General features: G+C 44.3%; 9 protein-coding genes, 2 tRNA genes, 3 rRNA genes and 2 pseudogenes. 2 read left to right on the top strand and 14 right to left on the bottom strand.

What is annotated here, in order from left to right; genetic code table 11:
- Nucleotides 1-66: 66 nt before the first annotated feature.
- From KUH03_RS06590 to KUH03_RS06640, 11 genes and pseudogenes are all read right to left on the bottom strand, one after another.
- On the bottom strand, nucleotides 67-318 hold the full coding sequence (locus tag KUH03_RS06590) for a FixG Ig-like domain-containing protein (RefSeq protein ID WP_257096742.1): 252 nt from the start codon (nucleotides 316-318) through the stop codon (nucleotides 67-69).
- Entirely contained in the window at nucleotides 318-647 is a 330-nt protein-coding gene (locus KUH03_RS06595; protein ID WP_257092103.1) for a 4Fe-4S dicluster domain-containing protein, read from the bottom strand. The genes KUH03_RS06590 and KUH03_RS06595 overlap by 1 nt, the downstream gene beginning before the upstream one ends.
- Nucleotides 623-1,333: a 4Fe-4S binding protein gene (locus KUH03_RS06600; RefSeq protein ID WP_257092104.1), complete on the bottom strand. Its 711-nt coding sequence runs from the start codon at nucleotides 1,331-1,333 to the stop codon at nucleotides 623-625. Before KUH03_RS06600 ends, KUH03_RS06595 begins: the two co-directional genes overlap by 25 nt.
- Nucleotides 1,334-1,348: 15 nt before the next feature.
- Entirely contained in the window at nucleotides 1,349-2,242 is an 894-nt protein-coding gene (locus KUH03_RS06605; RefSeq protein ID WP_257092105.1) for a cbb3-type cytochrome c oxidase N-terminal domain-containing protein, read from the bottom strand.
- A 3-nt stretch (nucleotides 2,243-2,245) separates the two neighbouring features.
- On the bottom strand, nucleotides 2,246-2,440 hold the full coding sequence (locus KUH03_RS06610; protein ID WP_120260567.1) for a hypothetical protein: 195 nt from the start codon (nucleotides 2,438-2,440) through the stop codon (nucleotides 2,246-2,248).
- 4 nt (nucleotides 2,441-2,444) lie between these two features.
- Nucleotides 2,445-4,582 (bottom strand): annotated as a pseudogene (gene ccoN / locus KUH03_RS06615) (cytochrome-c oxidase, cbb3-type subunit I).
- A gap of 650 nt (nucleotides 4,583-5,232) precedes the next feature.
- Nucleotides 5,233-5,344: ribosomal RNA gene (gene rrf, locus KUH03_RS06620) — 5S ribosomal RNA — on the bottom strand.
- A 159-nt stretch (nucleotides 5,345-5,503) separates the two neighbouring features.
- Nucleotides 5,504-8,375, bottom strand: a 23S ribosomal RNA gene (locus KUH03_RS06625).
- A 267-nt stretch (nucleotides 8,376-8,642) separates the two neighbouring features.
- Nucleotides 8,643-8,716 (bottom strand) — tRNA-Ala (locus KUH03_RS06630).
- 88 nt (nucleotides 8,717-8,804) lie between these two features.
- Nucleotides 8,805-8,878, bottom strand: a tRNA-Ile gene (locus KUH03_RS06635).
- Between the two features lie 120 nt (nucleotides 8,879-8,998).
- Nucleotides 8,999-10,523, bottom strand: a 16S ribosomal RNA gene (locus tag KUH03_RS06640).
- Together the 16S, 23S and 5S rRNA genes with 2 tRNA genes alongside form the textbook arrangement of a ribosomal RNA operon.
- A 714-nt stretch (nucleotides 10,524-11,237) precedes the next feature.
- Between KUH03_RS06640 and KUH03_RS06645 the strand changes: the two genes are divergently transcribed.
- Both KUH03_RS06645 and KUH03_RS06650 read left to right on the top strand, forming a co-directional pair.
- Nucleotides 11,238-11,429: a hypothetical protein gene (locus KUH03_RS06645; RefSeq protein ID WP_257092106.1), complete on the top strand. Its 192-nt coding sequence runs from the start codon at nucleotides 11,238-11,240 to the stop codon at nucleotides 11,427-11,429.
- Between the two features lie 829 nt (nucleotides 11,430-12,258).
- The gene (locus KUH03_RS06650) at nucleotides 12,259-13,281 is read left to right on the top strand and encodes a LacI family DNA-binding transcriptional regulator (protein WP_257092107.1); all 1,023 of its coding nucleotides are present in this window, start codon (nucleotides 12,259-12,261) and stop codon (nucleotides 13,279-13,281) included.
- A 135-nt stretch (nucleotides 13,282-13,416) separates the two neighbouring features.
- Here the strand turns inward: KUH03_RS06650 and uxuA are convergent.
- The 3 genes and pseudogenes from uxuA to ccoS form a co-directional block, all read right to left on the bottom strand.
- Nucleotides 13,417-14,575 (bottom strand): annotated as a pseudogene (uxuA, locus tag KUH03_RS48220) (mannonate dehydratase).
- A gap of 12 nt (nucleotides 14,576-14,587) precedes the next feature.
- Entirely contained in the window at nucleotides 14,588-15,406 is an 819-nt protein-coding gene (locus KUH03_RS06660; protein WP_120259989.1) for an SDR family oxidoreductase, read from the bottom strand.
- A gap of 106 nt (nucleotides 15,407-15,512) precedes the next feature.
- Nucleotides 15,513-15,674 carry a cbb3-type cytochrome oxidase assembly protein CcoS gene (gene ccoS, locus KUH03_RS06665; RefSeq protein WP_120259988.1) on the bottom strand — a complete coding sequence of 54 codons (162 nt, stop codon included), beginning with the start codon at nucleotides 15,672-15,674 and terminating at the stop codon, nucleotides 15,513-15,515.
- Nucleotide 15,675 lies beyond the last annotated feature (1 nt).

Here is a 15,675-nt window from a genome sequence, read left to right on the forward strand (position 1 = left end):
TGTCCCCTGAATAGATAGATAATTTGATATTACTTTTATATGTTTCGACGTCCTTATTCGCGATAATTAGAAAAAGCTTAAAGAGGCGTGCCCATCTTTACTGAGCTTCTGGATAGGATTGACCAGTTGAATCTTCAGCCTCGGATCTTCACATATCAACCTAAAAGGCATTTCCTTCCCAGATTTGTTGATTAATTCCAAAGCATAAAGATTACTGATCGTCTTATCGTCCCGAAGCTGGTACGTACTTCCTTTCGCCCGCAACAAACGACCGTCAACCTGAGAGCGATTGAACAACAGAAAACCAAATACCGTCATCAACAATACCAAGACAATAGAGTAAGCAACAGCACGGATATTACTTTTCTTCTTGAGTGTGCCTTCAATTTCCCCATGGGATAAAAACCGATCAATTTTTTTGGTTTTCCAATTTTTTCCATGACAGCGTCGCAAGCATCAATACAAGCTGTACAGCTTACACATTCCAACTGTAGTCCCTTACGGATATCTATTCCTGTCGGACAAACGTGAACACAGAGCTTGCAGTCAACGCAGTCACCTTGTGTATTAGAAGCATCTTTTTGTTGTTTCCCTCTGGGTTCACCACGTCTATGATCATAGGCTACAGTGATACTTTGATCATCCAAAAGAACCCCTGTAATCTGCCATAGGGACAAATTGCGATGCACACAATCTCTCTGACATAAGCAAATACCGCGTAAAATACCAGTGTGAATAAGATAATGGAGACCAAACCACCGATATGCTGATCCAGCGGATCGCTGATGATTTTAATCAACGCATCCGAACCTATAATATAAGCCAAAAAGATGTTCGATATAAAAAACGAAATGATCAAAAAGATGCTGTGCTTCAACACTTTCTTCAACTGCTTTTGATCCGTGTTGGGGCCTTCATTTAATTTCTTCTGTTGTTGCCAATCTCCTTCAATCCAATACTCTATCCTTCTAAAGATCAATTCGAGAAAAATCGTTTGTGGGCATGTCCATCCACACCAGACCCGACCAAATACAACCGTAAATAGCACAACACAGACCATTACGATCAACATTCCAAACACAAATATGTAGAGATCCTGAGGATAGAAAAGGCTGCCCAAAATCGAAAATTTCCGTTCAATAATATTGAACATCAAGAATGGTTCACCGTTTATCTTGATGAAAGGAGCTACAAATAAGAACAGTAGTAGTGTATAACCAACCCACTGTCTCTTTTTATAAAGTGCTCCCTGCGGTTTTTTGGCATAAATCCACTGTCTCTTTTTTGACTTAGATCCGCCATTATTGGCATTATTAACTACTACTGTGCTCATTTCAGTCTCGATTTACTACTCAGCTTCTTTTTCTGTCCCTGTACCATCTTTTGGTTGTGCGGCATCCTTAGCATTCCCATAGGCTACCTCTTCTCCTTGCGCTTCCTTTGGATTGGCCGGATGTGTATCTCTCAGCGTGACAATGTAACTTGCCACCTGTGCAATTTGAGCTGGACTCAAAGTCTGTTCCCAAGGCACCATTCCTTTATCCGGGACACCATACTTAATTGTTTTGAAAAGATCTTTGATCTCCCCGCCATGCAACCAAAATTTATCCGTTAAATTAGGTCCAATACCACCTTCCCCGTTTCCTCCATGACAGGCGACACAGTTTGTAGCGAATATTGCTTTTCCCTCAACAGCCATGTCTGGTTCAAATTCAACCGTATTTTCATCAACATTACTCGCAGAAGCAGCTAAATAAGCCTGTCTTTCTTTTTCTGCAACAACCATTTCATGTGCGTACTCCTGGTCTTGATTCATACCGATCCCAGAGACCTGATAGATGAATAAGTAGACCACGCCAAAGAAGATTGTTCCATAGAACAAAAAATTAAACCAGATTGGAATGGGATTATCCAGTTCCCGGATACCATCGTATTCGTGATCGATGACAATGTCCTTTTCCTCAGAAATAGGCCTAATCCCCATGATCTTATTCCAAGATCGTTTCAACCATCCTTTATTGGCTAATTTCTTGAGTTGTTCCTCTTTGACCAGTTCAGGCATCGTAATCTTAATGATGGATTTCATTGCGCGGTTGACCATCAGTGCCGAGGCCAAAAGAGCCAACATCACGACAATCAATACGATAATTAAGATATCTGTGTATAAATTATCCGTACCAAAACCCCAGGTAGACTGAACAGCTTCTACCGTGGCAGGTGCGGTATCTAATAATAAACTCATATACTATATACTTTCAGGTGAATGATTCATTTCCTTTTCAGTTTCCTCTTCCAAAGGCAATTCCTTCATGTAAGTCACATAGTCCTTTTTCATGCGAAACAACATAATTGCGACCGAGATAAAGAAAATCAGGAATATCCAAAGTGACACAATAAGGTAAAGCTCACTTCCGTTCAAATTTGTGATTTGTTTAAACATAGCGCTATTGATTTACGTTAACATCCTCAGCCGCTTTCGGAGCTGCTTTTATATCTGTTCCCAATCGTTGTAGATAAGCTATTACTGCTATAATTTCACGATCGGCTAACACATTGACTTGATTTTGTTTCAGATCATCCGCAATTTTCTGTGCTTGTTTGTTCAGATCCTGATCTGCATTCGCTATTGCCGCATCCGTATAAGGGATTCCTAATTTGCGAAGGGCTTCCATTTTATCTTTTAGAATCGCATTGTCCAACTTTTGGTCGATTAGCCAAGGATATGAAGGCATAATACTTCCAGGAGAGGTAATGGTTGGATCTAAAAGATGATCAAAATGCCACTTATTAGGATATTTAGAGCCAATACGGTGCAAATCAGGTCCTGTTCGTTTCGATCCCCATAAGAATGGTGTGTCGTAAACATATTCGCCAGCTTTGCTATACTCGCCATAACGGGCAGTCTCCGATCTAAATGGCCGAATAGTCTGTGTATGACAATTCACACAACCCTCCCTTACATAGAGATCCCGACCCTGCAGTTCCAATGCTGTATACGGCTGTACACTTGCGATTGTCGGTACATTTTTAGAAATGGTAAATGTCGGAACCATTTCAACCATACCACCGATCAGAATTGCAATAAGTGCCAATACCATAAACAATATGGGCTTACGTTCTAGACGACGATGTTGAGATTGCTCATTGACCTGAACCGGTAATAAAGCAGGAGCTTCAGCCGGTTCATTTGCCAAAAGTTTCCCTTGCTTCATCGTCTTAATCAAGTTGAATGTCATCAAGAAAACCCCAGATAGGTATAGTGCACCACCTACTGCTCTCATCATATGCATTGGAAGGATTTCCAATGTTGTTGCCAAGAAGTTTGGATACTTCAATACGCCTTCAGGGGTAAACTCTTTCCACATCAAGCCCTGCACAACTGCTGCCCAATACATTGGAATGGCATAAAATAAAATCCCCAATGTACCAATCCAAAAGTGTGTCGATGCTAGCTTTTTAGAATATAATTCCGTTTTGTAAATACGTGGGATCAACCAATAAAGGATACCGAAGGTCATAAATCCGTTCCATCCCAATGCTCCTACGTGTACGTGTGCAACGATCCAATCGGTAAAGTGTGCGATTGCATTGACTTGCTTTAAAGACAACATTGGGCCTTCAAAGGTTGCCATACCATAACAGGTCAGTGCTACAACCATAAATTTCAGCATCGGTTCTGTCCGCACCTTATCCCAGGCACCACGCAGCGTTAACAAACCGTTTATCATACCACCCCAGCTTGGTGCAATCAACATGATCGAGAATACAACTCCTAAGGATTGTACCCAGCTTGGTAATGCTGTATATAACAAATGGTGAGGTCCGGCCCAGATATAGATAAAGATCAGTGACCAAAAGTGCAGAATACTCAATTTATAGGAATAAACGGGACGGTTGGCCATTTTTGGCAAAAAGTAGTACATCATCCCCAAGTAAGGAGTCGTTAGGAAAAAGCCACGGCATTATGGCCATACCACCATTGTACCAATGCATCCTGAACGCCTTTGTATACATAGTAGCTTTTCCATCCGGCTACAGGCAGTTGAATGGAGTTAACGATATGCAAGACTGCTACAGTAACAAACGTAGCGATATAGAACCAAACTGCGACATACATATGACGTTCGCGCCGTTTGATAATTGTGCCAAACATATTGACTCCAAATACAACCCAGATCAGGGTAATTGCAATGTCAATTGGCCACTCCATTTCAGCATACTCATGGCTTGAAGTCAGCCCCAATGGCAGTGTGATAGCCGAGGCAACAATGATCAATTGCCAGCCCCAGAAATGAAGCTTACTCAGGACGTCGCTAAACATTCTCGCTTTAAGCACCCGCTGCAAGGAGTAATAGACTCCCATAAAAATACCGTTACCCACGAAGGCGAATATCACAGCGTTGGTATGTACTGGACGTACACGGCCAAATGTTGTGTATTGCAATCCGAAGTTCATTTGAGGCCAGACAAGTTGCGTTGCCACAAGCAATCCTATGGTCATACCAACTATCCCCCAAATAATGGTAGCGATTCCGAAATTTCTGACAATTCTATTGTCGTAATTAAACTGCTCTAACTGCATTACTTAAATTGTTGATTCTGAATCAAAAGTAAGCAGCATTTTATGACAATCTAATGATAGAGAATGCGTACAAAAGTGATGTACGTCACTTTATTTTAAGGGTCAAATTCTCGAATATCCGTTGTGCAATAATTGATTTTAAGCCGTTTAGACAAAAACGATAAATAGCATATCGATTCACGCAATCCATTTTGATAACAAAAGTGACGGCGGTCACTTTCATAGGGAAGGTAGGTATATTTTCTTTTGATTGAGGCTACATTCAATAAGGCTATTTTCATCGCCTCGATGGGATTGTACAAGGACTATCGACACTACCCCAAATAGGTAAATACATGATGTTCGGAACTGCTCTATCGCCAACAGGAGGTCGCTGGTATTTATATAGTCGCAGCCCAAATTCTATTCAGGAACGATGCACATAAAAGGAACTTCACTCGGTTAAGATCACTACAGCAAAAGCCGCATAACATCGACAAAGATATAGCCTTAGATGACAAGGAGGATACACACCGGCTTGATAAGGCTTGTCCTACACCGAATTTCCGCTGTAGGGTCATTGTTAATTGGAAAGTATCCAAATGGAACCTTTTGGGAAGTAACTAAACGAAAGAAGCCCTTGACTGTTTCCAGCAAGGGCTTCCGTGTAAAAAAGGCACCGACCTACTCTCCCACCTGTTACGGCAATACCATCGGCTCTGGCGGGCTTGACTGCTCTGTTCGGAATGGGAAGAGGTAGACACCGCCGATATAGGCACCTAAAGTTTTTTTTTAGATGTGAGATAGGAGATATGAGTACCGAGATCCTTTCAGGTCCCACATAGCTCTGCTCCATGCACACGTCTAACTGACATGTATATTGAAAGAGTTTCGTTTCCTTTGTTTCAAAAATTAAAGAGGAAGACAACAGTGTGTCTCTGCATGAGAAAGCTTCGGGCTATTAGTACCACTTGGCTTTGGTCTCTCAACCTTTACACCTATGGCCTATCAACGTAGTCATCTTCTACGACCCTATAAGGAAGTCTCATCTCGTGGCTAGTTTCGCACTTAGATGCTTTCAGCGCTTATCTATTCCAGACGTAGCTACCCTGCCGTACACCTGGCGGCATAACAGGTTCACCAGAGGTCTGTCCAACCCGGTCCTCTCGTACTAAGGTCAGATCCACTCAAACTTCCAACGCCCACAACAGATAGGGACCGAACTGTCTCGCGACGTTCTGAACCCAGCTCGCGTGCCACTTTAATGGGCGAACAGCCCAACCCTTGGGACCTTCTCCAGCCCCAGGATGTGACGAGCCGACATCGAGGTGCCAAACCTCCCCGTCGATATGAGCTCTTGGGGAGATCAGCCTGTTATCCCCAGCGTACCTTTTATCCTTTGAGCGATGGCCCTTCCATACAGAACCACCGGATCACTATGTCCGTCTTTCGACCCTGTTCGACTTGTCGGTCTCACAGTCAAGCAAGCTTATGCCATTGCACTCCGCGTACGGTTACCAAGCGTACTGAGCTTACCTTTGAAAGCCTCCGTTACCTTTTTGGAGGCGACCACCCCAGTCAAACTACCCACCAAACAATGTCCTCCCCATTAGGGAGTTAGAAACCGAATACAGAAAGGGCGGTATTTCAAGGTTGATTCCACGTATCCTGGCGAACACGCTTCAACATCTCCCGCCTATCCTACACATCCTGTACCCAATCTCAATGTTAAGCTATAGTGAAGGTGCATGGGGTCTTTCCGTCCCGTTGCGGGTAATCGGCGTCTTCACCGATACCACAATTTCACCGAGCTCATGGCTGAGACAGCGCCCAGATCGTTACACCATTCGTGCAGGTCGGAACTTACCCGACAAGGAATTTCGCTACCTTAGGACCGTTATAGTTACGGCCGCCGTTTACTGGGGCTTCGATTCAATGCTTCTCTTACGATGACATCCCCTCTTAACCTTCCAGCACCGGGCAGGTGTCAGGCCTTATACCTCATCTTGCGATTTTGCAAAGCCATATGTTTTTGTTAAACAGTCGCCTGGGCCTTTTCACTGCGGCTGCTCATCGCTGAGACAGCGCCCCTTCTCCCGAAGTTACAGGGCCATTTTGCCGAGTTCCTTAGCCATGACTCACTCGAGCACCTTAGGATTCTCTCCTCGACCACCTGTGTCGGTTTGCGGTACGGGTCTTCATAACCTGAAGCTTAGCGGGTTTTCTTGGAAGTCTGTTTACCTGCTCTATCAGCGCCACCGAAGCTTTGCTGTACTATTGGGTTTCAGCAGGGTCGGCGGATTTGCCTACCGTCCCTATACCTACGCCTTTCAACGAACTATTCCGTCAGTTCGCGGCAGTGTCACTACTCCGTCACCACATCGCAGTTATGAAGAGTACTGGAATATTAACCAGTTGTCCATCGGCTTGCCCCTTCGGGTGCGCCTTAGGTCCCGACTGACCCTGATCCGATTAACGTTGATCAGGAAACCTTGGTCTTTCGGTGGGCGGGTTTCCCACCCGCCTTATCGTTACTTATGCCTACATTTGCTTTTCCATACGGTCCAACACCCATTACCAGATATCTTCGCCCCATAGGAATGCCCCTACCAGATGCACATAAGTGCAAATCCATAGCTTCGGTACCGTTCTTGATGCCCGTTTATTATCCACGCCCGGCCGCTCGACTAGTGAGCTGTTACGCACTCTTTAAATGAATGGCTGCTTCCAAGCCAACATCCTAGCTGTCTGGGCAACCGGACCTCGTTAGTTCAACTTAGAACGAATTTGGGGACCTTAGCTGATGGTCTGGGTTCTTTCCCTCTCGGCCTTGGACCTTAGCACCCAAAGCCTCACTGCCGGCCATATTTAATAGCATTCGGAGTTCGTCTGGATTTGGTAGGATTTGACTCCCCGCACCCAATCGGTAGCTCTACCTCTATTAAACTCGATGCCGACGCTGTTCCTAAAAACATTTCGGGAGTACGAGCTATTTCCCAGTTTGATTGGCCTTTCACCCCTACCCTCAGGTCATCCGGAAACTTTTCAACGTTTATCGGTTCGGTCCTCCATTACATGTTACTGCAACTTCAACCTGCCCAAGGGTAGATCACAAGGTTTCGCGTCTACCTCATCTGACTATGCGCCCTATTAAGACTCGCTTTCGCTTCGGCTGCGTCCCTGAAGGACTTAACCTTGCCAGACAAGAGTAACTCGTAGGCTCATTATGCAAAAGGCACGCTGTCACAGGACCTGCCTGCTCCAACCGCTTGTAAGCACACGGTTTCAGGTTCTTTTCACTCCCCTGTTCGGGGTTCTTTTCACCTTTCCCTCACGGTACTGGTTCACTATCGGTCTCTCAGGAGTATTTAGCCTTACCAGATGGTGCTGGTGGATTCCCACAGGATTTCTCCGGTCCCGCGGTACTCAGGATACCACTATGTCAACATTCTTTACCTGTACGGGGCTCTCACCCTTATTGCGCAGTTTCCCACCTGCTTCCAGTTCATAGCGCTGTACAATGTCGTGGTCCTACAACCCCGACCATGCCGTAACATGATCGGTTTGGGCTCTTTCCCGTTCGCTCGCCACTACTTGGGAAATCATTGTTATTTTCTTCTCCTACGCCTACTTAGATGTTTCAGTTCAGCGCGTTCGCGTATCATACGACTATTCTTCAAATAGTCAGGTTGCCCCATTCGGAAATCTCTGGATCAAGTCGCATTTGCCAATCCCCAAAGCTTATCGCAGCTTATCACGTCCTTCTTCGCCTCTGAGAGCCTAGGCATCCCCGTGTGCCCTTATTTACTTTCTTCACCGGCATAGCCTTTTGCTACTATGCGGCTGCTTTTGATATATATACCGATATGCTACGCAAAGATTCGTTCGGCCTGGACCGAGGGTCTCCTCCCTACATCAGACACATATCAGCATTGTCTCTATACTGTTGTCTTCTCTTGTAATTTTTTTCTCTTTCAATATGTCAAAGAACTCTTTTTTTTTTTTTAGATAGGAGATTTTAGATCTGAGATATCAGACCTTGTATGGTCTGTTATCTTGCTCTATCTTTCCTCAAAAAACGTGGAGAATAACGGATTCGAACCGTTGACCCCCTGCGTGCAAGGCAGGTGCTCTAGCCAGCTGAGCTAATTCCCCTTTTTTCAGATATCAGATTTTAGACCGGAGACAGGAAACAATTTAATTTGTCTCAATGCTCACATCTCTATTCTCAGATCTCTTTAAGTAGTCCCGAGCAGATTTGAACTGCTGACCCCTACATTATCAGTGTAGTGCTCTAACCAACTGAGCTACGGGACTAGCTATTCTGTTCATCTATCTCTCTCGGTCCTGCTCCTTATAGGGGCGGGCACTTTCTTCTGATGTTTTTCTTTTATTCAATCATATGTACGTGACGAGCACCGATCTTCGATACTCTAGAAAGGAGGTATTCCAGCCGCACCTTCCGGTACGGCTACCTTGTTACGACTTAGCCCCAATTATCGGTTTTACCCTAACACGCTCCTTGCGGTCACATGCTTTAGGTACCCCCAACTTTCATGGCTTGACGGGCGGTGTGTACAAGGCCCGGGAACGTATTCACCGCGTCATTGCTGATACGCGATTACTAGCGAATCCAACTTCATGGGGTCGAGTTGCAGACCCCAATCCGAACTGTGAATGGCTTTTAGAGATTAGCATCATATTGCTATGTAGCTGCCCGCTGTACCATCCATTGTAGCACGTGTGTAGCCCCGGACGTAAGGGCCATGATGACTTGACGTCGTCCCCACCTTCCTCTCTGTTTGCACAGGCAGTCTGTTTAGAGTCCCCACCTTAAATGCTGGCAACTAAACATAGGGGTTGCGCTCGTTGCGGGACTTAACCCAACACCTCACGGCACGAGCTGACGACAGCCATGCAGCACCTAGTTTCGTGTCCCGAAGGACGGATGCGTCTCTGCATCCTTCACTAACTTTCAAGCCCGGGTAAGGTTCCTCGCGTATCATCGAATTAAACCACATGCTCCTCCGCTTGTGCGGGCCCCGTCAATTCCTTTGAGTTTCACCCTTGCGGGCGTACTCCCCAGGTGGATAACTTAACGCTTTCGCTAAGACGCTGGCTGTCTATCGCCAACATCGAGTTATCATCGTTTAGGGCGTGGACTACCAGGGTATCTAATCCTGTTCGATCCCCACGCTTTCGTGCATCAGCGTCAATACCAGCTTAGTGAGCTGCCTTCGCAATCGGAGTTCTAAGACATATCTATGCATTTCACCGCTACTTGTCTTATTCCGCCCACTTCAAATGGATTCAAGCCCATCAGTATCAAAGGCACTGCGATGGTTGAGCCACCGTATTTCACCCTGACTTAATAGGCCGCCTACGCACCCTTTAAACCCAATAAATCCGGATAACGCTCGGATCCTCCGTATTACCGCGGCTGCTGGCACGGAGTTAGCCGATCCTTATTCTTCCAGTACATTCAGCTCTCTACACGTAAAGAGATTTATTCCTGGACAAAAGCAGTTTACAACCCATAGGGCAGTCATCCTGCACGCGGCATGGCTGGTTCAGGCTTCCGCCCATTGACCAATATTCCTTACTGCTGCCTCCCGTAGGAGTCTGGTCCGTGTCTCAGTACCAGTGTGGGGATTCTCCTCTCAGAGCCCCTAGACATCGTTGCCTTGGTAAGCCGTTACCCTACCAACTAGCTAATGTCACGCGAGCCCATCTCTATCCTATAAATATTTAATATCCAACTGATGCCAATCAGATATATTATGCGGTGTTAATCTCTCTTTCGAGAGGCTATCCCCTGATAGAGGTAGGTTGCTCACGCGTTACGCACCCGTGCGCCACTCTCACCATCTTCGAGCAAGCTCTCCGATGGATCCCGTCCGACTTGCATGTATTAGGCCTGCCGCTAGCGTTCATCCTGAGCCAGGATCAAACTCTCCATTGTAAAATGAAGTTTTTGATTCCAACTATTTACATAATCAGAATTCTTTTTTATATCTCTGATCTTGGATCGAATTGAACGAATTGCTTGAATTTGTTCATGACTTTCGTTTTGTCTACTCGTCACGCTTACATGATTGTGTTTTCTTAAAGAACTTATCTCGCTTCAACTTCCGTATCCGCTATATTCCGATGAGCATTGCGCTCCTCTTTATCTTTTTTTTGTTTCCCTCCGTTTCCGTTGGGACTGCAAAGGTAGAAATCTTTTGAACTTCCAAAAACTTTTGAAGTTTTTTTCTTTTTCTTTTTCTGATTTCCGCGTTTAAAATAATCTGAACGGGATTTTAAATCCTGTCGCGCTTACCTAAACCCTTCTTTTTTCATGGTCTCTTCTTTCGAAGCAACCGTCCCTCCCTTGCGGAGTGGTGCAAAGATAGGGAGTTTTTATAATCACTTCCAAGCCTTTTGTTCTTATTTATTTCATTTTGCCGCTAACTCGCTGTGAACTTGGCGGATTCTTTTTGTGAAACAGGATCCCGGGGGCTCCGGGGACAAAAAGGCTGGTTATATCAGGATCTGCAGCGGATACGCAGTGGAAAGGCCGGATTGCCTATGGGCTAGACTTACGCCGCAGCAGCGCAAAAAAACCGGGGAATGCAGTGGAAAGGTCGCAGCAAGGCCAGCTATACGCAAAAAAACAGTGAAGGGATAAAAGTGCATGGGCAGCAGAAACCGGGGATCAGGGAAGCAAGGAACCGCGACAGTCACTGCCAGAGGGGCTGAAGGGTATTTTCAAACGGGCGCTCCTCGGGATCTGCTCACCCCTTCTTCGCCCTTCCTTCGGCCTCCACCTATCGTTTACCTATCCTTTCCCTATCCATTCCCTATTGTTTGGATAGGTGAACGATAGGTAACGGATAGAGAATATATAGAGAATTTCCGAACAAAGGGCGAGGCGTGGACGAACGAGACCCGAAACGCAACCGAAAAAGGCCAAGTACGCGCGGATCGACCGCAGGGAAACAGCTCCTGAGCACAAACTCACGGCGCAAAGGCCGGAGATGGGCCGCAAGTGTGGATACCCTGGACCACAGAATGGATAGAAACGGATGTCTCAAGGGAAAAGGGATCCGCAGTGCTCACTTCCATATGGAACCCCTGCCATTTTAAGCCAGAGGGAATAACTCAGTGGGTGCCGCCCCCTCTTCCCTTCCTCTTAAACCGGTCTTGCCTCCGATCAAAACCCAACTATGGGACTAGCGTGGTCATATATCATATCCAGCAGTTCTCACCCTCCCGACTCTAGTGGCAACACAAGAGATAAACCTCGGGACTGTGACCTACCTCCGTCGGGACAGCTTTGCTATCTGTCCGTAGTGTCTCCATGTTGAGTCCGTGCTGAGTCCGAGTCTAACACGCTAGAACAGCGGTAGCAATCCGGTCAAACCCTACCAGCATCTGCACTCACACTCGTTTAAAGCCCGATTCGGTCCCGAACAGCTCCCGAATCACAGCAAAAAAAAAAAAAAAACCAAAATAGGCCAAACACTCGGACTCACTGACTGGAAACGCAGTTTTTTGAAGTAAAAGCATTCAAAAAACTGCATTTGTTAAACATAAAAATACGATAAACCAGACTATATTATTGTTACAACACAAACCCTTGATAATTATCAAAAACAAGTGGTTTGTCTTTTTTTTTTATGTAGATTTATCTTCTTATAACAATCTCCAAAGTGATGAGCAGAACTACCCTGAAAGATATAGCCTTAGAACTCAATATTTCTGTTTCGACAGTTTCCAAAGCACTATCAGACAGCTACGAAATCAGTGAAGCAACTAAAAAAACGGTTCAGGAGTACGCTAAAAAGCACAATTTCCACCCCAATAAGTTGGCACGAAGTTTAAAAATCGGGAAATCAAATACCATTGGAGTCATTGTTTCCAATATCAGTAATACATTCGTATCTCAGATTCTCGATGGAATTCAGATCGCTTCCCAGCAAACCATCTACGATGTTATCTTTATGCAAAGTAGAGAGGATGAACGTGTAGAAAAGAATTGTATAGATGTTTTAAGAATGCGAGGCATAGATGGGCTAATGATAGCCCCTGTATCTTCTGGGTCAAATATTGAGGAGCTTAAAGACCTCATTAAAGCTAAAATACCTGTTGTTATCTTTGACCGCATCAATCACAAATTAGACACATTCAAAGTCGGAGTCAATAATTTTCAAGGAGCATACAATGCAACCCAACACCTTATTCAACAAGGAAAACGGAATATATTACATATCACAGGAAAAAACCTAGGGGTTGCCGAAGAACGTTTAAGTGGTTTTAAAGCAGCTCTCTCTGATGCAGCCATACCTTTTAATGAAAAGCATTACATCGAATGTAGCTTTAACAGCACAATTGATTTAGACAAGAGTATAAGAGAAATTATAATCAAAGAGTATATTGACCATAAAAATATCGATGCAATTTTCGGTGCAACGGATGTCATCACGACAAGAACATTAGGCATTTTAGCAGAACTTAGGATTGAAGTTCCGACGGAGGTTGCCGTCATTGGATTTTCCAATACACAAATTGCAGCTTCATTAAACCCTGCACTGTCAACTGTCGTACAACCTGCAACTGAAATCGGTGAAATAGCAACAAAAAAACTGATTGATACCATCAATCAGACAAGACCGATTCACGAATTTGAAACCATAGAACTTCCGACACAACTTGTCGTAAGAAAATCTTCGTTATAACCCCTTCCCTTTTACATCGAGAGAAAATAACAAAAAAACAGTCGGAGATAATAGCTTAAGCTATTATCTCCGACTGTTTTTTTATACTATAACCTTGTCATCAGCGAAAGTAATCAGTATGATTATTATCGTAGACTACTCACCAGCAATTCCATATTCCAGTCCCCGCAATTCAGCTAAACCTCTTAATCGGCCAATAGCAGAATAACCAGGGTTTGTCACCTTGTTAAGATCGTCCAGCATCTGATGTCCGTGATCAGGTCTAAAAGGAATAGCAGTAGATCGCAACTGGTTTTCGGTAACCAAAATTTGCATAATTTTATGCATATTCACATCCCCATCCAAATGGTCTGCTTCATAGAAACTACCAATAGTATCTTTCTTGACATTACGCAAATGGACAAAGTTTACCCGCGCCTTTACCTGCTCTAATATTGCTGGCAAATCATTGGTCTGGCTAGCTCCTAAAGAACCTGTACAAAAACAGATACCATTGAATTGTTGCGGAACTTCACGCAAGATATAGCCAAGATCTTCACCATTGCTAGCAATACGTGGCAAACCCAAAATCGGATATGGTGGATCATCAGGATGGATCGTCATACAGATACCGTTTGCTTCACATACCGCAGCAATTCCGTTTAGAAAGTAGACCAGATTTCTACGCAAGCCATCCCTTCCAATATGTTTATAGGTATCAATACTGGCTTTTAATGCATCCAATTCCACATTTTTTCTCCCGGAATCCCCATCAGAACAACATTGGCCAAGCTATCTTTTTGTTGCTCGGAGATTTCCCGAAGCGCGCTGTTGCTCTTTTGACAATATTTTCTGAATAGTCCTTTTCAGCATCAGCTCGTTTTAAAATAAAGATATCAAAAAGCGCAAGGTCAATCCAGTCAAAATAAAGGGCCTTTGAGCCATCTGCCATCACCAGATCCAATTGCGTTCTGGTCCAATCCAGCACAGGCATAAAATTGTAACAGACTGTTTTAATACCGCATTCCGCAAGATTAGCTAATGTCTGGTTATACTTGGCGATATATTCATCAACTCGAGGTCCTTTTGTTTTAATTTCTTCATGAACCGTTACACTCTCTACCACTGACCAAACCAAACCCGCATCTTCAATAATACGTTTTCGTTCCTGAATATCGGCAAGAGGCCAAACCTCACCATGAGGAATATGATGCAGCGCTGTAACGATACCCGTCGCGCCTGCCTGTTTAACATCCTGCAAGGATACTGGATCGTTGGGACCATACCAACGCCATGTTTGTTCTAATTTATTCATCTCAAAATTTCGTTAAACACCACACCATGCATTAAAACCACCATCTACAAAGACTGTCTCACCAGTTACAAAAGCCGAGGCATCGCTCAATAGATAAATTAAAGTTCCTTTCAATTCCCGTGGATCTCCCAATCGGTTATAAGGTGTTCCGCTAAGTATCCGCTTGGTACGTTCGCTATAACTACCATCTGGATTTATCAATAGATTTTTGTTTTGTTTGGTCAGGAAGACACCTGGAGCAATTGCATTGACGCGAACTTGATCACCATAACGCTGTGCAAGTTCCGTTGCCATCCATTTTGTATAACCATCAATACCGTGTTTGGCAACTGTATATCCCAATACCCGTGTGAAAGGTCTGCTTGCTGTCAAGGAGGAGATATTTACGATGGCTCCTTTTCCGCTTTCTGCAATTACGCGACCAATAATATGTGTTGGGATAATGGTTCCATAGAGGTTTAGTTCGATCGCTTTAATCGTATCTTGAATGTTACTAGCAAATAGATCTTGGTCAGCTCCTATTGTCGCGCCCGGAATATTTCCGCCAACAGCATTCACAAGAGCGTCTATTCGCCCCCATTTATCAAGAATTTCATCCTTTGCTCTACTGACATCCTGTTCGTCCATGATATCAACCTCTACAAATATGGCCTCCCCTCCGAGAGATTCAACTTGCTGTACACGTTCCTTTCCGATCTGCTCGTTACGCCCAAGAATAGCAACTTTTGCCTCTGCCTCAGCCAACGCTTCCACAAATGCCTCACCAAGAATCCCCGTACCACCTGTGATCACGACAACCTTATCTTTTAATGAAAATGGATTATTACTCATGTATTTCTATTTCAAATTGGTATTTATCCCCAATTTTATTGATAATAACCTTAATTACAAAAAAAAGTAATTAATTTAATTACGATAACGTTTTAGTTATTTCAATTTATTTTTCCACTTCTTCCGTTGTTTCATCATCAAACAGAATTCTTACTGAGGGGGTATAGGTATCATCATGCTGCCCTGACTTATTCGCCCAAAAGAAAGCACATAAAAACACCAACGCTAATAAGACACTACAACCGATCAGAATATACATGATTTCCATA

Source organism: Sphingobacterium sp. E70 (assembly GCF_019285695.1).
Taxonomy (GTDB): Bacteria; Bacteroidota; Bacteroidia; order Sphingobacteriales; family Sphingobacteriaceae; genus Sphingobacterium; species Sphingobacterium detergens.